Annotated in this window: 15 protein-coding genes; 5 read left to right on the top strand and 10 right to left on the bottom strand. The window is 52.8% G+C overall.

The window, feature by feature from the left end; translation table 11 throughout:
- Window positions 1–90 precede the first annotated feature (90 nt).
- Window positions 91–384, bottom strand: a complete 294-nt coding sequence (locus tag IE076_RS15015; RefSeq protein ID WP_189437605.1) for a BufA1 family periplasmic bufferin-type metallophore — start codon at window positions 382–384, stop codon at window positions 91–93.
- A gap of 721 nt (window positions 385–1105) precedes the next feature.
- On the opposite strand from IE076_RS15015, the gene gltB reads away from it, so the two are divergent.
- Together gltB and IE076_RS15005 are read left to right on the top strand one after the other, a co-directional pair.
- Entirely contained in the window at window positions 1106–5788 is a 4683-nt protein-coding gene (gene gltB, locus IE076_RS15010; RefSeq protein WP_189437604.1) for a glutamate synthase large subunit, read from the top strand.
- Between the two features lie 11 nt (window positions 5789–5799).
- A complete protein-coding gene (locus IE076_RS15005; RefSeq protein ID WP_189437603.1) occupies window positions 5800–7233 on the top strand; it encodes a glutamate synthase subunit beta in 1434 nt (477 codons plus the stop codon).
- A 701-nt stretch (window positions 7234–7934) separates the two neighbouring features.
- Here IE076_RS15005 and IE076_RS15000 read toward each other — a convergent pair.
- The 4 genes from IE076_RS15000 to IE076_RS14985 form a co-directional block, all read right to left on the bottom strand.
- Window positions 7935–9275, bottom strand: a complete 1341-nt coding sequence (locus IE076_RS15000; protein WP_209009147.1) for a methyl-accepting chemotaxis protein — start codon at window positions 9273–9275, stop codon at window positions 7935–7937.
- Between the two features lie 184 nt (window positions 9276–9459).
- Window positions 9460–10632 carry an SGNH/GDSL hydrolase family protein gene (locus IE076_RS14995; protein WP_209009146.1) on the bottom strand — a complete coding sequence of 391 codons (1173 nt, stop codon included), beginning with the start codon at window positions 10630–10632 and terminating at the stop codon, window positions 9460–9462.
- A gap of 61 nt (window positions 10633–10693) precedes the next feature.
- Window positions 10694–11911, bottom strand: coding sequence for a lytic murein transglycosylase (locus tag IE076_RS14990; protein ID WP_189437600.1), 1218 nt, complete (start codon window positions 11909–11911; stop codon window positions 10694–10696).
- Window positions 11912–12113: 202 nt separating this feature from the next.
- Entirely contained in the window at window positions 12114–13622 is a 1509-nt protein-coding gene (locus tag IE076_RS14985) for an outer membrane beta-barrel protein (RefSeq protein WP_209009145.1), read from the bottom strand.
- Between the two features lie 241 nt (window positions 13623–13863).
- On the opposite strand from IE076_RS14985, the gene IE076_RS14980 reads away from it, so the two are divergent.
- The 3 genes from IE076_RS14980 to IE076_RS14970 all read left to right on the top strand — a co-directional run bounded on the left by IE076_RS14980 (window position 13864) and on the right by IE076_RS14970 (window position 16731).
- Window positions 13864–14877, top strand: coding sequence for a KpsF/GutQ family sugar-phosphate isomerase (locus IE076_RS14980; protein WP_189437599.1), 1014 nt, complete (start codon window positions 13864–13866; stop codon window positions 14875–14877).
- A gap of 198 nt (window positions 14878–15075) precedes the next feature.
- Window positions 15076–15846 carry a motility protein A gene (locus IE076_RS14975; protein ID WP_189437598.1) on the top strand — a complete coding sequence of 257 codons (771 nt, stop codon included), beginning with the start codon at window positions 15076–15078 and terminating at the stop codon, window positions 15844–15846.
- Between the two features lie 24 nt (window positions 15847–15870).
- The gene (locus tag IE076_RS14970) at window positions 15871–16731 is read left to right on the top strand and encodes an OmpA/MotB family protein (RefSeq protein WP_189437597.1); all 861 of its coding nucleotides are present in this window, start codon (window positions 15871–15873) and stop codon (window positions 16729–16731) included.
- A gap of 3 nt (window positions 16732–16734) precedes the next feature.
- Here the strand turns inward: IE076_RS14970 and IE076_RS14965 are convergent, their stop codons facing one another.
- From IE076_RS14965 to IE076_RS14945, 5 genes are all read right to left on the bottom strand, one after another.
- Window positions 16735–17202 (bottom strand): NfeD family protein, encoded by a 468-nt coding sequence (locus IE076_RS14965; protein WP_189437596.1) that lies wholly within the window; start codon window positions 17200–17202, stop codon window positions 16735–16737.
- A gap of 5 nt (window positions 17203–17207) precedes the next feature.
- On the bottom strand, window positions 17208–18182 hold the full coding sequence (locus tag IE076_RS14960) for an SPFH domain-containing protein (protein WP_189437595.1): 975 nt from the start codon (window positions 18180–18182) through the stop codon (window positions 17208–17210).
- A gap of 149 nt (window positions 18183–18331) precedes the next feature.
- A complete protein-coding gene (hemH, locus tag IE076_RS14955; RefSeq protein WP_189437594.1) occupies window positions 18332–19378 on the bottom strand; it encodes a ferrochelatase in 1047 nt (348 codons plus the stop codon).
- Window positions 19379–19551: 173 nt separating this feature from the next.
- On the bottom strand, window positions 19552–20796 hold the full coding sequence (locus IE076_RS14950) for a phenylacetate--CoA ligase family protein (RefSeq protein WP_189437593.1): 1245 nt from the start codon (window positions 20794–20796) through the stop codon (window positions 19552–19554).
- Between the two features lie 77 nt (window positions 20797–20873).
- Entirely contained in the window at window positions 20874–21899 is a 1026-nt protein-coding gene (locus tag IE076_RS14945) for a ribonuclease T2 family protein (RefSeq protein WP_244649688.1), read from the bottom strand.
- Window positions 21900–21931: the final 32 nt, after the last annotated feature.

Below are 21931 nucleotides of genomic sequence, written 5' to 3'. Positions count from 1 at the left end.
CACCTCATCTTCTGGCAAGCGTCTTATTTTAGAAGCACCGGACGGGATGCCCCGCCCCGGTGCAACGCAGTAAAGTGTTTGTTAGAGAAATTAACTTGGTAGATCGCGGGAAAGTTCAGTCAAAGAACCTTTCCGGTCGCCAGGAAGTTCCATACTCGCGCAGGTACCGGCTGGAACCAACGTCCAGGCATTACCCTGATAATCAACAGTGGATGTACCCGCACATGTTGTGCCAGCACCAGCTTTACAGTCGTTCTCACCCGCAAGAGAAACACCGTAGCACTTTTCCTTAGCAGCAGCTTCGGCAGCGTTAATATTCGCGCCAGCGACAGCAGCAGTAACAGCAGTTGCAAGGACAGCAGCGGAAAACATTTTCTGGGACATTTCAAAACTCCTCAAATTGAAATTCGACGATGTGCTCAATAGATTTGGCTCACCCCTGCAGATAGTTTTGGCAAACTAAACCATCAATGGGAAATCAAAGGCGTGTTATTTTCACGCGATTAAATCAGTAGTTTTAGGTCATCGCCCTCACAGATTCGTGAATAGTTGAAATATTATTGCATCTAAATTGAGTTTTAGGTGGCAATGCGACAAACGGCCTAATAAAATTAAAAGAATAGGAATAAAGACTTCCTGAAATGCTCTTGCTCTACCTGTTTAAATCTGGCATGTTCGCGAAGCGGAAAAGGACAGGAGTACTGTCCTTGTTATCCCGTACGCGTTGATGGTGATCTGGAATACACCTTCCAGCTGATCCAACTCAGAGATCCAGCCAACGCAAGCAAGAAGAATGTAGGCGCGTTCCCAACGCCGCCACATTCTCCCCCAAATGTGTGCCATGCGGACATATCGCAATGCACGCGCCAAAGGGGTAAGATAAATCGGAGGAAACTCCGAATGGGCGGCCCTACAACACAGAGGCCGTGCTTCATTCGACAGATCCGGGGCAAGCCGTGCCGGGGCTTCGAACGAGCCGCGAGGAAGACATCCCCGCGACCCGAACGAGGAAGTGACCTTTGTCGGTCACATTGAGATGAGTGAAAGTGAGGCCAAAATGGCAGAAAAAGGAGGAAACACGATGCATATGAGTGGGGGGGAAACTATGAATACCCGTGCTACCACGACAGGCACCGTTACGGAAAAACTCCGCACTGCTGCCACTGAGGGGCTTTACAATCCAGCCAAAGAACACGACGCGTGTGGTGTTGGCTTTATTGCGAACCTCAAAGGCGCAAAATCTCACCATGTGGTACAAAGCGGCCTGCAGATCGTTGAAAACCTGACACACCGTGGCGCAGTAGGCGCCGACCCATTGATGGGCGACGGTGCAGGGATGCTGACACAGATCCCACACGAGTTATTTAAAGAAGACTGCGCGAAGATCGGATTTGACCTGCCAGAAGCCGGCCAATACGGTGTAGCATTCTTCTTCCTTCCACAAGACAAGAAACTCCGCGAGCAATGCGAAACCATTGTTACGGAATGTGTTACCGAGGAAGGTCTTGAAGTATTAGGCTGGCGCGATGTTCCAGTCGATAATTCTTCTTTGTCCAAAGCACCAGATATTGCCGCGACCGAACCAGTCTCCCGTCAGTTGTTTGTTGCACTACCAGACACGACTGATGGTGATGTTCTGGAACGCCGTCTCTTTATTCTGCGCAAGGTCATCTCCAACGTTGTGCGCGAGAAATCCGATGCAGTAGAAAAAGGCTTCTACATCGTTTCCTTCTCCAGCCGTACAATCGTCTACAAAGGCATGTTCCTCGCATACCAGCTTGGCGCCTATTATGATGACCTTCGTGACGAGCGCTATGTCTCTGCTCTGGCATTGGTCCACCAGCGCTTTTCAACCAACACCTTCCCGTCCTGGGATCTGGCGCACCCATACCGCATGGTCGCACACAACGGTGAAATCAACACCCTACGCGGCAACGTCAACTGGATGGCTGCCCGTCAGGCATCTGTGTCCTCTCCTGCATTCGGCGATGACATCAACAAGCTATGGCCAATCTCTTACGAAGGTCAGTCCGACACCGCTTGTTTCGATAACGCCTTGGAGTTCCTCGTTACCGGCGGCTATCCCCTTGCGCACGCAGCAATGATGCTGATCCCGGAAGCATGGGCTGGCAATCCGTTGATGGACGAAAACCGCCGCTCTTTCTACCAGTACCATGCCTCCATCATGGAACCATGGGACGGACCCGCAGCGGTGGCCTTTACAGATGGTCGCCAGATCGGCGCGACCCTTGACCGGAACGGCCTGCGCCCAGCCCGCTACATCGTAACAGACGACGATTTCGTCATCATGTCTTCCGAAGTTGGCGTTCTGGATATTCCTGAAGAGAAAATCGTTCAGAAATGGCGCCTCCAGCCGGGCAAAATGCTTCTGATTGATCTGGAAGAAGGCCGCATCATTTCCGATGAGGAAATCAAGCGCCAGCTCTCTACTGCATACCCATATAAAGACTGGCTGCACCGCACGCAGATGGTTCTTGAAGATCTGCCACCAGTACGTGAACGCGCGCCGGTTGCTGGCGAAACGCTTCTCGACCGTCAGCAGGCTTTTGGATACACGCAGGAAGACATCAAGCTTCTCATGCAGCCAATGGCAACCGTTGGACAGGAAGCTCTGGGTTCCATGGGAACTGACACCCCTGTGTCTGTTCTCTCTGACAAATCCAAACTGCTGTACACCTACTTCAAGCAGAACTTTGCGCAGGTTACCAACCCGCCGATCGATCCGATCCGCGAAGAACTGGTGATGAGCCTCGTGTCCTTCATCGGACCGCGTCCAAACCTGTTTGACCTGAAAGGTCTGTCTACTTCCAAGCGTCTGGAAGTCCGTCAGCCGATCCTCACCAACGCTGATCTGGAGAAGATCCGCGCAATCGGTGACATCGCAGACACTCAGTTCCAGACGAAGACCCTCGATATCACCTACTCTGCGGAGAAGGGAACCGAGGGTATGGAGGCTTCACTTGAACGCTTGTGCGCACGCGCCGAGAAGGCGGTTCATGGCGGCTACAACATCATCATCCTGTCAGACCGTGTAATCTCACGTGCCCGCATCGCGATTCCTGCATTGCTGGCAACCGCAGCAGTGCATAACCACCTGATCCGCAAAGGTCTTCGTACCTCTGTTGGTCTTGTGGTCGAAACCGGTGAAGCCCGAGAAGTCCACCACTTCTGCGTACTGGCCGGTTATGGTGCAGAAGCGATCAACCCATATCTCGCGTTTGAAACAATCCGCTCAATGCATTCGGAAGGCAATTTCCCTGAAGAAGTGGATGAGCACGAAGTCGTTTCCCGCTACATCAAAGCCATCAACAAAGGCATCCTCAAAGTCATGTCCAAGATGGGCATCTCCACCTACCAGTCTTACTGCGGTGCGCAGATCTTTGATGCCGTCGGCCTGAACTCACAGTTCATCAAGAAGTACTTCTTTGGAACAGCGACCACAATCGAAGGCATTGGCCTGAAGGAAGTGGCAGAGGAAACAGTTCTTCGTCACCACGATGCGTTCGACGATATTCCAATCCTTCGCCGGTCCCTTGATGTTGGCGGCGAATATGCCTACCGCACCCGTGGTGAAAACCACATGTGGACCCCGGACAGCATCGCAACGCTTCAGCATGCGGTTCGCAACAATCTGCCAGAAAAGTATCTGGAGTTTGCAAAGGAAGTGAACGAGAGCTCCGGCCGCTTCACGATCCGTGGCATGTTCCGCATCAAATCTGCCGAAGAGCTGGGCCGCACTTCGATCAGCATCGATGAAGTTGAATCCGCAGAAGAGATCGTCAAGCGCTTCTCAACCGGCGCCATGTCGTTCGGCTCCATCTCTCGCGAAGCACATACCTCTCTTGCGATTGCGATGAACAAGATCGGCGGCAAATCCAACACCGGTGAAGGTGGTGAAGAAGCAGAACGCTTCAACCCGCTCCCGGACGGATCTGCAAACCCGATGCGTTCTGCAATCAAACAGGTCGCATCTGGCCGCTTTGGCGTAACCACCGAATATCTGGTCAACTCCGACATGATCCAGATTAAGGTTGCGCAGGGTGCAAAGCCAGGTGAAGGCGGACAGCTGCCGGGCCACAAAGTGGATGCAGTGATCGCGAAAACCCGTCACTCCACTCCAGGTGTTGGCCTCATTTCACCACCTCCACACCATGACATCTATTCAATCGAAGACCTCGCACAGCTGATCTACGACCTGAAGAACGTGAACCCGGAAGCAGACATCTCCGTAAAACTGGTGTCTGAAGTCGGAGTTGGTACGGTTGCAGCCGGTGTTGCAAAAGCACGTGCTGACCACATCACCGTATCCGGTTACGACGGCGGCACAGGCGCGTCCCCACTGACCTCTCTGAAGCACGCTGGCTCTCCATGGGAGATGGGCTTGGCAGAAACTCAGCAAACGCTGGTTCTCAATGGCCTGCGCTCTCGGGTAGCCCTCCAGGTGGATGGCGGTCTGCGGACTGGTCGCGACGTTCTGGTCGGCGCCTTGCTGGGTGCGGATGAATACGGTTTCTCCACTGCTCCACTGATCGCAGCAGGCTGTCTGATGATGCGCAAGTGTCACCTAAACACCTGCCCGGTTGGTGTTGCAACACAGGACCCAGTCCTGCGCAAACGCTTCAAAGGCACACCTGAGCACGTCATCAACTACTTCTTCTACGTTGCAGAAGAACTGCGCAACCTCATGGCAGAACTCGGCGTTAAGAAGCTGGACGACATCATCGGTCGTTCCGACATGCTCGACAAAGAATCTGCAATCAACCACTGGAAGTCTCAGGGTCTTGATTTCTCCAGGATCTTCTATCGTCCAGAGGCCACGCAGGAGGAAAGCCGCTGGTCCCAGCTGCAGGAGCATCCGATTACCGACATTCTTGATCGCGAGCTTATCAAAAATGCAGCCCCTGCCCTTGAGAGCAAAGAGAAGGTCTCCTTCCCTGCGCAAATCAAGTCTGTGGATCGCTCTGTCGGCGCAATGCTTTCTGGCGAGATCGCAAAACGCTACGGGGCAAAGGGCCTGAAAAACGACACCATTCATATCTCCATGACTGGTACTGCCGGTCAGGCCTTTGGTGCCTTTGTTGCAAAAGGTGTCACCATTGATCTGGCAGGCGACGCTAACGACTATGTTGGCAAGGGCCTTGCAGGTGGACGCATCATCGTGCGCCCACCAGAAAACACTCGCATCGTGCCGGAAAACTCCATCATTGTTGGCAACACCGTGCTCTACGGTGCAACCAGTGGTGAGGTTTACTTCCGCGGTGTCGCAGGCGAGCGTTTCGCTGTTCGTAACTCCGGTGCAACCGCAGTTGTCGAAGGTGTTGGCGACCACGGCTGCGAATACATGACTGGCGGCGTTGTTGTGGTCATCGGCCAGACAGGCCGTAACTTCGCAGCAGGTATGTCTGGCGGTGTTGCTTACGTTCTGGACGAAGACGAAACCTTCAACTCGCGCTGTAATCTGGCCATGGTCGAGATTCAGCCAGTGGAAGAAGAAGACGACCTGCTTGAAAAGCTGCATCACCACGGCGGCGATATCGAGCACAAAGGACGTGTGGACCTGTCAGCTGACATGACACGTCACGACGATGAACGTCTGCGTCTCATTCTTGAAAAACACGTGAAGTATACAGGCTCCACCAAGGCAGCAGACATTCTCGCCAACTGGGAAGAGTGGCGTCCAAAATTTGTGAAAGTTATGCCGGTTGAATACCGTCGCGCGCTTCAGGAAATGAAAGCTGCGCGTCTGGGCCTTGCGGCTGCGGAATAAGAGGGGAAAACATGGGTAAGGTAACTGGCTTTTTGGAGATCGACCGGCAGGAACAAATGTACCAGCCAGCGTCAGATCGCATCCGCCACTTCCGTGAATTCACGGTTCCGCTCTCACAAACCGATGTAGAGCGTCAGGCAGCGCGTTGCATGGACTGTGGCATCCCGTTTTGTCACGGTCCGGCTGGTTGTCCAGTCAACAACCAGATCCCGGATTGGAATGATCTGGTGTATGCTGGAGATTGGGAAGAAGCTGCACGCAATCTGCATTCAACCAACAACTTCCCGGAGTTCACGGGCCGTATCTGTCCAGCTCCCTGTGAGGAAGCCTGTACACTGAATCTGGAAGACATTCCGGTCGCCATCAAAACGGTTGAACAGGCAATTGCTGACCGCGCCTTCAAAGAAGGTTGGATCAAACCAGAACCAGCCACGTCTAAAACCGGTAAAACCGTTGCTGTCATCGGATCTGGCCCAGCAGGTCTGGCCGCTGCACAGCAGCTGGCGCGGGCTGGCCATACCGTACACGTTTACGAGCGCGAACCCCGCGCTGGTGGCTTGCTGCGCTACGGTATTCCTGACTTCAAGATGGAAAAGCACTACATCGAACGTCGTGTTGCGCAGCTGGAAGGCGAAGGCGTCACCTTCCACTACGGCTGCGAAATCGGCAAGGATGTAGAGTTCGAGGAAATCTACACCCGCCACGATGCAACTCTGCTATGCACCGGTGCAGAGCGTCCGCGTGATCCGGGCATTCCCGGTATGGACCTCAAAGGCGCCATGTACGCAATGCCGTTCCTCGTGCAGCAGAACCGCCGTGTTGGCGGGGAAGACATTTCCGACGAAGAACCATATTGGGCAGGCGGCAAGCACGTCGTTGTCGTTGGCGGTGGTGACACCGCATCTGACTGTGTCGGAACCTCCTTTCGTCAGGGCGCACTGTCTGTCACCCAGATGGATATCCGCCCAATGCCACCGCTGAAGGAAGATAAGAACCAGTTCTGGCCCTACTGGCCAACCAAGTTCCGTACATCAACCTCTCAGGCCGAAGGTGCAGAGCGTGAGTTCTCCGCAGCAACACTGGCAGTCGTCGGTGATGAGGACGGTCATGTAACCGGCGTGAAGTGTGCTCGCGTGGATGAAAAGCGTGTGCCAATTGAAGGCACTGAGTTCATCCTCAAGGCAGATCTTGTTCTGGCTGCCATTGGCTTTTCGGGTCCAAACATGGAAACCTATATTAAAGAAGCTGGTGACGAACTGGAACTGGACCCACGCACCAACGTGAAAGCCAACACTGAGGACTATAAAACCTCCCTCAAAAAGGTCTTCGCAGCCGGTGACGTGCGTAAGGGTCAATCCCTCGTTGTATGGGCCATCCGCGAAGGTCGTCAGGCAGCCCGCTCTATCGACGAGTTCCTGACAGGTTCCTCTGACCTGCCACGCTAATCCTGGCAGTCAATCAAACTTTAAAAGCCCCGGAAAGCCCCGCTTCCCGGGGCTTTTTGATAATCTCACGTTCATACACCATGATTTGAGCCTGCTACAGCGTATCGCTGAGAAGTGGAAACCGGTTTTCGGATAAAGATCCGCAAAAAACAATGGCTATAGCACCACATGGCATCCCATGCAGTGGTGAAGCTAGGTTTCCCAAAAATCGGGATGAGCAAGGCGGCAGGCAACACCTGCGCTGTTTAACTGAAATAGAGTCTTCGGCATTGGCTACGCGCCTTGCCCGGGCATTTTGGTATGGACAACATCGCCTCTTATCCTGAAAGACACGGATAGCCGGTTTCCCGGAAAGACAACGGCTTTGCTCAGATAAGTTTCAGTATCCAAACAGGTCCATTGCCCCTGACATATACCGCTCTGACCGGCATATGCCACTGCGTGATGCCCCTCAGACTTGGGCCCTTCCTCTCAGACCATGCAGTCACGCCTGAGAATCGGTTCCACCGGACCACCAAAAGATGCGTTACCTCTTCAGGCAGCCCCACCCAGCCCACGACAAACCGACGGACGGTCCGCCAGCAGCCCGTCACGTGGGCATGGAATTAGTATGAGGGCATATTCGCGTGAGGGGGATAAGTTTTTGAAAACGCCCCATTCCTCACCGTTTACCCGTGCTTCCAGCGGGAGTTCGAAGCAGTTTACGCAGCTTTCACGTTCTCAAGGAAACTGGCGACTTCAGACCGTAGGTTCTCTGAGAGCAGGCCAAGCTTGCCGGCAGCCTGATGCAAATCATTCGACGCATCTTTTGTGCCCTGGAACCCACTGTCCAGATCCTGCATATCAGAAGCAACCTGAGACACATTCCGGTGTGCGCTGTTCAGATTCCGGGAAATATCCTCGGTCGCCTGTTTTTGCTCTCCAACAGCTTCATTAATGCCAGTCGACAGCGTGTTGATCTGCTCAATCGTCTCTCCGATGGAGCGAATTGCAGTCACCGCCTGCTCAGCGACTTTTTGCACAGACACCACCTGAGCCGAAATTTCTTCCGTCGCCTTTGAGGTCTGACCGGCAAGGCTCTTCACCTCACTGGCAACAACAGCAAAGCCACGTCCGGCCTCTCCGGCGCGGGCAGCCTCAATGGTGGCATTAAGTGCAAGAAGGTTCGTCTGGTCAGCAATTTGATCAATCAGATCAATTACCTCACCGATTGCTTTGCCGCTCTCTACCAGACGGCCAACAATCTCATTGGTCTTATGTGCATGCGCCGCCGCATCCTCCGCAAAGCTTGCCGCCTGCGTTGTATTATCACCAATCATGCCTGAGGAGCGCGAAACCCCTTCAGCTGCCTCAACCAGCGCTTCTACCGAAGTCTGCGTGGTCTGCGCAACATCACTGGATGACGCCATGGCGCTATGGGCACCCTGAACACTGGCATCCAGCTCTCTGGAGCGTGTTTCCACCGACTGGCTGATCTCCAGCAGATCATGTACGACATGACCCACAGACGCCTCGAAATCCCGCGCAACACTGGCAAGAGCTTCCTTGCGCGCATCCGCAAGTTCCAGCTCCTGTTGTATCTTCGCCTTGGCGTCAGAATCAGCTTTTTCTTTCAATACAACGCGGAACTGAGCGATAGAACGCGCAATCGCGCCAATTTCATCACCACGGTGGGTGCCTTTAATCTCAGAATCCAACGCACCAGCGGCAAGTGCATCCAACCCGCTTTGCAGTGCCGCCATGTTATTTCGCATACCACGCGCAAGCGCTGCTGCAGCGATGAAGAACACCGCTCCCACCGGTGCGCAAACCGTTGCGATGAAAACGAGATTATCGAGAAGGAGTGCTTCCAGCGCATTCTGACCATGATCAGACATGAGCTGAGATCTCACCGCATCATCTTCCAGTGCAGAACTCATCGCATCATATATTGTGACAAAGGAAAACAGCGTTCCAAGTGACATGATTGCCATGGCCAAAAATACGACCAGAACAAACTTTGCCACCATCGACAACTTGAAAACCTGCGGTTGGGTAACCATTAACAACCCCATTCCACCCATAAGTTTAATGTGAGTAATGTTACCCATGGATGTAAACAGAACACTACCATGCAGCTGTAAATTGCAAAGAATTTAAGAAAATAGCGAGAAATTCATCTTTTTCCAAACAGCCCTGAGCGACTGCTAACACTCGGAGCGAACACGTAAAAGAATATTTCAGATATTAAAATCCATTCCAGCGAGTGTCATCAGATCGTCCTGAGACTTCTGGCAATGGCTCTCCAGAGACAGTCAGCTTATGAAGGGCACTTCCAGCTGCTGCTTTGCCGCCCTTGTCGTCCGGCCCAATCAGTTTGGTTTCCGGAGAAGTTAAGCGGCCAGTCAGAACGATAAAATTCGGGTCATCCTTCACGCCCTCAAAAATAAAGGCCGTCGCACTCCCAAATATGCGCGCAATTTCCCGCTCAACAAAGTAGGCTACCTTCCGGTATCCGGCCCAGGTAAAATAGACGCCGTCTGACGCCCGCAAACGCGCTGGCTTACCGGTAATATCCGGACCATTAGCCGCATATTCTCCATTTTCATTCTGGAAAGCGCTCCAGATATCAACGAAGATCCCACCGGCAGGCTCAACCTGTTCGGTGAATAAATCATTCAGAAAACTGAAATTAGCACTCGTCAGATAGTCTTCTGCAGGCGCGAGCCCCACCCAGATCAGCGGAAGCTGCTCATTGCGAACAGCCGCAACCAAGGATGCTGTCCTGAAGCGGTACTCTTTCTTCCACTCTTCCCCCTGAAACTGCAATTCTGCCGCGTAGCTAACGGGCTCTCCATCTTGCAAGCCCTGCTCGACCACTTTGATGTTTTGGTTATCGCGGGCACCGAGAGCGACAACAACAAGACCCACATCCTCATCCTTAAGAGCTTCTGTCACATCCTCCGGCCAATCCGGATTTTTGTCCGCAACCAGACCAGTTTGGGGATAGACGAGTTTTTTGACCTTGATTGACGGAGTTTCCGCATACACCGCTCGCAAGCCATCTGCCAGTCCCTTAGCCAGATCATCGCCAACGACCAGCAGGATCTTGGCATCCTTACTCTTTTCTTTCTCAGTGATCTTAGGAGCTTTTACCACAGCAACACCATTGCTGCGGCTTTGGCTTCGGCTCCGACTCGGACTGCTTCGACGGCTTTTCCGCTGTTTAGGCCTTACTTGCTCCATCCTTGCCTTACCGCCACCAAACAGCCAGCCAAAGAAACCCTTATTGTTTTTCTTGGGCGCACCTGAGTTGTTCGTCCGTACCTGCGCAACCACTTCTACAGGCACAACCAACACGCTGACAAAGCTGAGGCTTATCAGAGCAACAAATACAAGCGACAAAAAGGATCGTTGCATAACCGCATGTCTCCCGCAGGAACCAATCACCACCATTGGTTTCCGCCATCAGGAAACCCGATTATGTTCTACCTTGCAACCTCTTAAGAAGCTTTACTGAATCGTGACCATCAGGAACAAGTCCGGAAGCCTTTTGATAAGCCTGAATAGCCTCACGGGTTTTTTGGCCAATCTTTCCATCAACGGTGCCCGGTTTATAGCCAATTTCAGTCAAACGCTTCTGTAGTGCTTTCTTCTCGCTGAAGGTCAGAGGGCGATCTCCGCGCGGCCAATCCGCAACAAACCCGGATAACCCCAGCAAGCGATCAGAAAGGTGACCGACCCCAAGTGCGTAAGAATCTGAGTTATTGTAGCGCTTGATCACATAGAAGTTCTTGAGCAACAGGAAGGCAGGCCCCTTTGCACCCGCAGGCGTATACAGCCGTGCCATATCAGCTTCACGAGGGAAGTCCAGACCACTGGCACGCTTCACACCAAGCTTGGTCCACTGTGCAACAGACTGCTGCTTACGTTGATTGCTCAAACGATAATTGAAGTTCTTCGGTAGAGTAACCTCATACCCCCAGGTCTCACCGGACTGCCAGCCCATCTCGGAAAGGTAAGCCGCTGTTGAAGCCAAAGCATCCGGAATGCTATTCCAGATATCCCGCTTTCCATCACCGGTAATATCAACGGCATAGGCCTGATAGGTGGTTGGAATAAACTGCGTATGCCCCATGGCACCAGCCCAGGAGCCCTGCATCTGCTCAGGTGTTACATCGCCGTTTTGAAGAATCTTGAGCGCTGCGATCAACTGCTTGCGAGCATATTTCCCGCGGCGACCACCATTGTAAGACAAGGTTGCCAGTGCGCGAGGTGTTGAACGCACGATCGACTTGTTATCAAGGATACGCCCGTAGGAGCTTTCCATACCCCAGATCGCAAGCACCACATGACGGTTCACGCCATATTTGCTCTCAATCTTATCAAGCCAGCCAGCCCATTCATCCACCATCTGACGACCATGGAGCACACGGTCTTTTGAGACAGCGCTATCCAGATACTCCCAGACCGCACGGGTAAACTCAGGTTGGTTATCAGCACTCTTCTTGATACGCGGGTCAGGTGTCATGCCTTTGAAAACACGATCATAAAGCTCGGGACTTACACCCTGCGCAACAGCAGTTTTCTTGAAGTTTGCAATCCAATTTTGAAAATCGCTCGTCTGGGCAAAGCCGTAGGAGCTACTGAAAAGTAGAAACCCAGCGCACAGAACAGCTGGCAAAGAAGAAAATCGCATTAAGCTTTCTCCAGTCACCCGAATGGGAGTTAATTAGGCGCACTTCGCGCAGTCTTTTTGCTTAGCCCTCGGAGGCAGTACTGCCATGACTACCAACCATGGTAAAAAAATGACCGCTTTTAATCAAAACCCATTTTAAAGCTGGTAAATTTTTACAAGACAATTCATCAGAAATTCATACACCTTAAATTCTCTTAAGAATTCAGCGCCTTATCCGAAGACCGGCTTCAATGAGACTGCTCGTATAGCTGCTATCTGAAGAGGAGCTTCCAAACGCCTGGAACGTATAACGGGAAAGCAGAGCAGCATCCTTAGAAAAGGCCCACGCTAAACCAAGGGAGCCCGTCCCCTCATGTTCAACAAGGTCAATGCCCTGATACGTCCTGTAGGTGTAGCCAAGCTGGACATCGCCAACCAGATCTGCGGTAAACTGACGCGCATATCGCACATCCCCGGCATAAAGAATTGATCCGGATGCGCCATCAATGTTGGTACCAGCAAAGCTGGTGGCACCGCTTACCGTCACTGTATCGCGGCGCGTTGGTGACCAAACAAAGGCACCGTCAAAGACCAGCCCTTGCAAGGCATCAAGACGGTTATCGTTCAGGTATTCAGCCCGGTACCCAACACCAAATTCCCCGCGTAGTTTCGGTCCCCGATCAACAGTGAGACCGGTTTTAACGAGATACCCGCGTGACGTCCTGTCAATGCATGAAGGCTCCCCATGACAGCTTTCATCGTATTTGCGGTAGAGAAAGCCACCTTCCAGGTAGGGTTCAAACATCGCCCCATTATCGAATGATGTGCGCAGCGTTGCATCAAACACGTTGTTATCGCGCGGCTGTGCGCCACTCTCCCGCCCTCCATAAGCGGTACGCTCTACGCCCAGACCACCGCGTAGCTGAACTAATGCAACTTGCCGGCTGAACGAAAATCTCCCGCTCATCCCTTGCACCGGATTTGTCCGCCCGGTGGCCGCTTCATTCTCAGCAGAAGAGCGCTCTTCCCTAGAAAAGGAATACGCACCATCAAGTTCGGCGGTCGTTAGCTCCCCCAGATCAAACCGCAGATTGCCTCCTGCGGTGGCCACAGGTTGGTTGTTATCAGGTTCACGAAAGAACGCACGAAGACTACCACGAAGCTCCAGCCCAAGTTCATGGCGATCCCAGTCTGAGGTCACACCAACAGCTGCGTCTACCGAATAAAATCCATCCGGACGACCACCCTTGGCCTGCTCGGCATTGTCAGCCCAGCCCAGCCCCGCATCAAAGGACGGTGTAAGTCGCAAAGACCCTAGTCGGAACCCATCAGGGCGATCCTGTTCAGTTTCACCATCAAAGACACCCTCATCAGCAATCACACCACCACTTGACCCCGACAAACGCGAGGCAGCTTCAACACGCTGGGAAAACCGCGCCGCTCTGCCGCCACGGCTTACACCCGCAAGTTGCTGACGAATGGTGGGAGCAAAAGAAGGCACACTGGATTGTTGCCCCCCTTCTTCACTCAACTGATCGAGTGACTGAGGGTCAGCTTCAGAAGGCAGTTGGAAATCTACACTTGGGTCATCTTCGAAAGCAAAGCTCTCACGGAACCCCAGATCGATGCTCTGCGCGGCAACCTGATACAACGGGAATACGCCCATCATGACGACAAAGGTCAGAATTGACCTTCCTCGAATGCTCTTCAGGAACCCACGAAGCAACCACATAAAATATTCCAGCAACGCACCTTCAAATGAAGGAAATTAAACTAGTGTCACCCTCGCCGAACATAGTTAATGTTTCATTGCAAAAACTGACACTACGCTTGATTGTTTTACCGATTGAAATTTGATAGAGGGGAAACCACGTCTTGCCTCAGAGTGCTCACAATGCACTCTTATTACGTGTAGAAATCCAGCTGCAAAGACATCATCGTGCTCGCGAGAGCAAAGCTAAAAAGTTGTGCCAATGCATATGCCATCATTTTTAACGGAGGAAGATCGTCCTCTGCGTCCGGCTAGTGAGTGGATAAACTCCGCCGAAAAGACGATTAAAACCGAGATTGCAGCGCTCAATGCCTTACAAGCAAGTTTAAGCAATGGCATGGCAGAACCTTTTACGAAGGCCGTAGAAGCAATTGCTCATTCCAAAGGGCGAGTGATCGTTTCCGGTATCGGTAAGAGCGGCATCATCGGCGTCAAACTCGCAGCAACACTGGCCTCCACCGGAACGCCAGCATTCTTCGTGCACGCAAGTGAAGCAAGCCACGGCGACCTTGGAATGATCACTGAGGAAGATGTCGTAATCGCACTGTCTTGGTCCGGCGAAACACAGGAGCTGGCGAGCCTCATCACCTTTACGCGGCGCTTCAAGGTCCCACTTATTTCCTTCACACGCGACGCATCCAGCGCTCTCGGAAAAGCCTCAGATATTTGCCTAGCACTGCCTCAGGTACCAGAAGCCTGCCCACATGGTCTTGCACCAACATCCAGCACCCTGATCCAGCTGGCTCTCGGCGATGCACTCGCAATCGCACTGCTGGAAGCCAAAGGCTTCACTGCCCAGGACTTCAAAGTTTATCATCCGGGCGGAAAGCTGGGTGCGAGCCTGATGCATGTGCAGGACGTCATGCACACCGGCGACAGGTTACCTATTGCTCAGGAAGGAATGCTGATGAAAGAGGCTCTCGTTCTGATGACTCAGAAGAGCTTCGGTGTTCTCGGAATTACCAATAGTGATGGTGCACTGATTGGCGTTATTACAGATGGTGACTTGCGCCGACACATCAGTCCAGACTTTCTCGATAAGAAAGTCGAAGATGTAATGACCCATGATCCCAAAACAATCGAAGGAACGCTGCTTGCCCCTTCTGCTCTGGAACTGATGAATTCTCTTAAGATCAGTTCACTGTTTATCGAGCAAGATGGCAAACCAGTTGGAATCATTCGCACACTGGACCTTCTGAAAATCGGCACAGCCTAGCTTTAGCCGACCACAAACTGCTTGATGCCCGAGATAACCCCACGCTCGGGCATTTTGAGTCCTGCCTCGATCCCAGGGATACACACTAGTAATCCTGCGCAGCCTAAATTTTCCCATTTATTAGGATTTGGTTAGCCATAATACCCCAGATTAATACTAGTTAAATTGCCTCATCAAAGGCGCATTCGGGTAAGCTAAATGGATCTAGCCACGATAATCGGCGTTATCGCCGCTTGCGTAACCGTGCTGACAGCTATTTTTATAGGTGGAAGCTTCAGCCAGTTCGTTGACCTTCCGTCTCTTTTGATCGTGGTCGGTGGCGGTCTTGCGGCCACACTCGTCAGATTTCCGCTGAATGGCTTGCTAAGTGCCTTTGGGATGGGAGCAAAGCTGGCTTTCACCCACAAAAAGATCGAGCCTCGCGAACTTGTCGAAAACATCGCGCATCTTGCTGAAACCGCTCGCAAAGAAGGTCCTCTCGGTCTGGAAAACGTCAAGATCGATGAACCAACGCTTGCGAAAGGCATGCAATATGTGGCCGACGGCTACGACTACAATCTCATTCGCGATTCGATGGAGAAAGAACGCGACCTTTACCTGACGCGCTTGAACGAAGGCGCCCGCGTCTACCGAGCCCTTGCCGACTCAGCACCGGCCTTCGGAATGATTGGAACGCTCGTCGGTCTGGTCCAGATGCTTGCGACCATGGACGACCCGTCCACCATCGGCCCCTCAATGGCGATTGCGCTTTTGACAACGCTTTATGGTGCACTCATCGCCAACGTGGTGTGTACCCCTGTTGCAGATAAACTGGATTCCAAATTCGAGCAGGAAGAACTCAACCAGACCCTGGTCATCGATGGCGTGCTGCAAATTCGCGAGAACAAGAGCCCTTCCCTGATCCGTGAGATGCTGCTGGCCTACATTCCGGAAAAAGGGCGCTCAAACATGGCCGAAGCGGCAACATAAGCGGCTCGGGGCAAGGAGAGCACAATGGTGGGTAGAAAAAGAGCGGCACGCAAGGGTGCCCCGGCCTGGCTGATAACGTTTGCCGATTTGATGTCCCTGCTTGTGTGCTTCTTCGTGCTCATCATCTCGTTCTCAGTGCAAGACAAGCAGAAACTTCAGGTCGTAGCTGGTTCCATTAAAGACGCATTCGGCATCAAACAGGTCACCAAGCGCGCCGGTGTCCTTGAAATCGAAGGCGTGCCTCTGCGCGACTTTATGAAAGACATCACCTACGAGCTGCAAAACACAGATGCTGATTTTGCTACCGAGAGCCACCCGGAAAAACGCAAACAGGGGCCTGAGGCAAACACCCATACCACCAAGAAAACGGCGATCGAAAAGCCAAGACAGTTTGCAACCGCCGCCGTTTCATTGCGCCAGGCGTTTCAGGAAATGCCTGACATAAACGAGATCTCGAACAACATTATTCTCGAGCAAACCGATGAGGGCCTCAATATCCTAATTGTCGATCAGGAAGGCCGCTCCATGTATCCGGAAGGCTCCAAGTATCCCTATGAGATCACACGGCGCCTGCTTGCCAAGATGGCGCCGGTTCTGGCGAAACTGCCCAACCGCGTCCGTATCACCGGTCACACCACAACAGGTCAGCTGGTGACCTCTCCGAACGAAACAGGCTGGGAACTTTCTGCAGATCGCGCAAACACTGCGCGCCAAATTCTCTCCGAATATGGCCTGCCCTCAAACAATATATATTCGGTCGTCGGAAAAGCGGATACTGAGCCCCTCTTCCCGAATGACCCGTATCTTGCAGCAAACCGCCGCATTTCAATTCTGCTGATGGCAGAAGAACCACCGTTGCCACCAGACTTTAATCCATATCAGTAGGCGCTAAGCCTCCGTATCCTCAGAAGCAGCTTCAACAACCAGCGTCGTCCCCTTTTGACCAACGACTTTAACAGAAGTACCCGCTGGCAAATCCGGACCGCTGATCCGCCAGAGTGAATCGCCGATCTCTAGCGTACCTTCTCCGTGGGTGAGAGGCTGCTTCAACACAAACACCTGTCCCTGATAACGGCTCCCCCTTTTATTGAGATAAGGATCGCCTTCCTTAGCACCGGCTCGAACCGTCACACGGCGACCAACAAGCAGCAGACTGAGAGACAAAATACCCCACAGGACCAGCTGCCAACGCCAATCCACGTCAACGTAAGCAACCAGCGCCCCGACGATAAGAGCCGCCGCTCCAAACCAGATCAGGAATGAGCCTGGTACCGCCAACTCCAGCCCGATAAGAACGAGCCCGGACGCAAACCAAACCCAAGGTTCGATACCGTTTTGGAACAGCTCTATCAGCATATCAATCAGCCCTCTGACCCACCAGTGTTAGGAATACGGCTGGACCGGCGCTTCTCAGATTCCTTCAGCGCTTCTTTTCCAATTTCGGCAATGCCCGCAAGACTTCCGATCATACCGGTTGCTTCCATAGGCAGGATGAGGGTTTTCTGGTTTGGTGATTTGGCAAGTTCACCAAATGCTTCAACGTACTTGTTTGCAACGAAGTAGTTGATTGCACCCATATCTCCTTCAGCAATTGCCTTGGAAACCATCACGGTCGCTTTGGCTTCTGCCTCGGCAAGACGCTCACGCGCTTCCGCATCACGCATTGCGGCCTGTTGACGGCCTTCCGCTTCCAGAATGAGCGACTGCTTTACACCTTCTGCCTTGGCAATCTCAGCCTGCCGAGCGCCTTCCGCTTCCAGAATCGCCGCACGCTTTTCGCGCTCCGCCTTCATCTGGCGAGCCATGGCATCAACAAGATCATTCGGTGGATTGATATCCTTAATCTCGATACGAGTAATCTTCACACCCCACGGCTCACAGGCCGCATCAACAACCCGTAGCAGTCGTGCATTGATTTCATCACGATTGGAGAGCAGCTGATCCAGATCCATGGACCCCATGACACTACGAATATTAGTCATGGTCATCGTCAGGATCGCGTTTTGAAGGCCCAGAACTTCGTAGGCCGCCTGGGAAGCGCTCAGAACCTGATAGAAAGTCACACCATCGGCAGTAATCGTGGCATTGTCTTTGGTGATAACTTCTTGCGCAGGCACATCAAGCACCTGCTCCATCATATTCACCTTGTGGCCAATCTGATCAATGAAAGGAACAATGATATTCAGACCAGAGTTCAATGTCCGCCTGTACTTGCCAAATCTCTCAACCGTGTAGTTGTAGCCCTGAGGGACCATCTTCGCGCCAGCAAATACAACAAGTATGATCACAACCACCAAAATGAGGACGGTGATCGAACTGCCTGTCAGAATGTCCATAACTTTGAGTCCTTTGGAGTATTAGAACTAAACTATCGTAGCTTTGCCTTATAAAGACCAGAGAAAACTGCGGGAATAAATGCAAAAAGAGCACCGCCTCCCAAAGGAAACTGATGCTCTTTTTCACATAGTAAATTTAAACTTAATTTCTAGGTCCAGCCGGAGAGTTCACGCCGAACTACACTCTCCAGCACAGCCATGCCTTCCGGAGCATCATTCAGGCATGGGATATGCGTAAAGTGCTCTCCCCCATGCTCCTCAAAGATCTCGGCAGCTTCACCGGCAATCTCTTCCAGCGTTTCAAGGCAGTCTGCCACAAATCCCGGGTTCAAAACCGCAATCCGCTTCATGCCTTCCTTGGCCAGCTTCTCTACCGTCTTGTCAGTATAAGGCTGCAACCATTCTTCTGGTCCAAAGCGCGACTGGAAGGTGATCTGAAGTTTCTTGTCATCCCAACCCAGCTTCTCGCGCAGCAAGCGGGTCGTTTTCTGACAATGGCAGTAATACGGATCGCCCTTGTCGAAGTAGCTTTGTGGGATCCCATGGAATGACGCAAGAACCGTCTCCGGCTCCTCCTCCAGCTCAGAAAGCTTATTCTTGATGGAAGCCGCAAGCGAGTCGATGTAGGTCTCATCATCATGGTAGGGCGGCACAATCCGAATAGTCGGCTGCCAGCGCATCTTGAGGAGTGCGCGGAACACTTCATCATTTACCGTCGCTGTTGTCGAAGCTGAGTACTGCGGGTAAAGCGGGAAGACGAGGATACGATCGCAGCCCTTTTCCTTTAGTGCATCAAGACGACTTACGATGGACGGGTTGCCATAACGCATCGCCCAGTCCACAACCACATCATCACCCAGATCCGAAAGCAAACCAGCAAGCTTGTCCGACTGACTTCGTGTAATCGTGCGCAGCGGGCTTTCATCCAGCTCGTTATTCCAGATTTCCCGATAAGCTGCTCCAGATTTCTGCGGGCGTTTGCTTAGCACAATCCCTTGGAGAATGGGTTGCCAGAACAAGCGAGACCATTCAATCACACGGCGATCTGAAAGAAATTGTGACAAGTATCGGCGCATTGACCAATAGTCAGTTCCATCTGGCGTCCCGAGATTTACGAGAAGTACACCAACTTTCCCGAAAGAAACCGAAGGATGATTGTCATGGTTTGTGGCGTTACCGCTTGTGTTCTGGCTCATGAGACCCCTTGCCCGTCAGATCCAATCCCTTTGCTAAATAGAGTTTCCAGCTGTCCACGCCAAGATCAAACCCTATGATTTTCTGATTATTTCCGTGAAACTACCCAGAATAGAAAGATGCCAGCCCACACAAGCAGACTGGCATTTCAGAGATGTAGCAGTGAAAAGAAGGACTACGCGGTCACTTCCCGCTCATCCGAGATCACTTTTCCATCATTCGGCAAGGCATCGGGAGCAACTAGTTCCACATCACCATTCAACCCTGTGTGCTCTTTCAGCGATTTCTTCAACGCAGCGATAAAGTCTTCACTCGCAGCTTCCGTTTCCACTCTCAGGATCATGTGATCCTGTTCCCCCTGACGAACAACTGAAAGCCGCGCCCGCCCAACCTCATCACCGGCATTCTTGCGAAGGCGCTCAATCTGCGCTGGGTCCACAAACATGCCCTTCACTTTGGTGCGCTGGTCAGCACGCCCCATCCAGCCTTTCAGGCGCATATTTGTGCGGCCACACGGCGAGATACCCGGCATGATGGCGGACAAATCACCAGTCGCGAAACGAATAAGCGGATAGGTCGGGGAGAATGTTGTCACCACCAACTCACCAACTTCACCCGGCGCAACCGGGTCTCCGGTACCGGGACGAACAATCTCGATGATGAAGTCCTCGTTGGCGATCAGACCTTCCATGGCTTCACTCTCATAAGCCACGATACCCAGATCAGCTGTTGCATACGCCTGCAGCACTTTAACCCCGCGATTGGCGTACTCTTCACGCAGGCTCGGGTAAAGCGCACCACCAGAGACAAGACCGCGTGTGATCGAGCTTACATCCACCCCAAGTTCATCGCCCCGATCCAGTATAACCTTCAGATAATCCGGCGTTCCCGCATAAGCTGTCGGGCGTAAACTGGAAATCGCAGAAACTTGCATATCCGTGTTGCCAATCCCGGCAGGAAACACCACGCAGCCATAAGCGCGTGCACCCTGATCCAGAATGAACCCACCCGGCGTCATATGATAGGAAAGCGCATTGTGAACGATGTCACCGGGGCGAATGCCTGTTGCGTGAAACGCGCGAGCAGACTTCCACGGATCAGCTTCTGGCCCTTGCGGTTCCCAGATTGGGCCCGGAGACATGAAGATACGCTTATAGCTGGAAAAATCACCCGCAGCGAACCCACCAAGCGGCGGCTCTGCATCCTGCGCTGCCATAAGGTCTGATTTGCGCAGCACGGGGAGCTGAGCCAGCGCTGCACGGTTCGTGATCTCCGCAGGATCAAAATCAGCCAGATGTTTGGCCCAACCAGAAGCCTCGTTCTTCGCCATGGCAATCTGCCCCGGCAAACGCGCCATCAAATCAGCTTCGCGTTCTTCCGGCGAACGGATCTCCAACTTGTCAAAATATTGGTTTCCCATAGAAGCCCTCCCATGGCCTCAAAGATAGCCTGCAGGAAAGGCATCCCCCTCCTGCATATGCATTAGAGCCGGGTCCCTCAGTTAAACCCGACAGGATCAACCCGGCCCTGACAATCAGATTGCACTGGCTTTGCTGCCAGCAATAAGTCGCGCATTGGGGTGTCTGGCTCAATCTTGCCCTTAAGATTGATAAAGAGCTCTGTGATCAAGCCGCCTCTGCAACGCACTTCAACCCGGTTCCCGGCTCCTGCTCCAAAGGCATCGTCAAACGCTGCTCGAACCTGCGCTGTGGTCAGAACCTCACCAATATTAGCAGCAAACAGATCACGGACAGCCGAGCCGTTCAATTGCCCCATAAGATCAAGAGATTCAGAAAAATACTCTTCAGCGCTATCGCTGTAACAGGTACCGTGCTTCACCCACTCATACCGGTGCAGATAAGACTGCGTGCCCGGCATCACCTTATCAAGTTCCTCGCGGGTCGCCTCATCAAGCTCCAACGCTGGCAACTCGCCCCATGTGGAACGGTTCTCGGCAAGCCGCTTTTCTTCGTGCGTCACACCACACCAGAAATTCCCGCGCGGCTGCGGCCACAATCCATGCAGCGCAAAGTGGTTGGCATCAAACCGGCCAGACACCTGTGAGGCACACTCAGCAGTATCCTGATGCGTCTGGCAAAACGCAGGCTGCCAGCTTGCCGCCAGCAAGAACTCCGCATCAGCAGAAGGTCCCTGCACTGCCGGACGAACCACTTCTGCACTGCCAGAACCTCCAGAGCCATCGCCAGAGCTTTGACCACCGCCCTCAGCCTCAACCAGATGAAGACCACAGGAAATCTCCACCCACCGCTCTGCGGGGCTCACACCATTCATACGGATAAAGTAATGCGATGCTTCAGCTTTGTTCTTCCCCAGCAGCTCATAGGCATGCATCCGTTCCACATAAACGTTGCCCGGATTAGTCTGCTTGCGAAAAGACTGAAACGCCGGACAGGCCTCTTCAGCAAGAAAGAAGCCATCCAGTTTAACTTGAGAGACAGCAGGCAAAACAGAGGCCACACTTACAAGTGCAGCCCCGACAATAACCCTAAGAAGCAAACGCATGTGGTCCTCCAAAATACCTTTTGCAGCAATAA

The organism is Pseudovibrio japonicus (assembly GCF_014651595.1).
GTDB lineage: Bacteria > Pseudomonadota > Alphaproteobacteria > Rhizobiales > Stappiaceae > Pseudovibrio > Pseudovibrio japonicus.
This window is presented reverse-complemented; position numbering and strand designations above follow the sequence as displayed.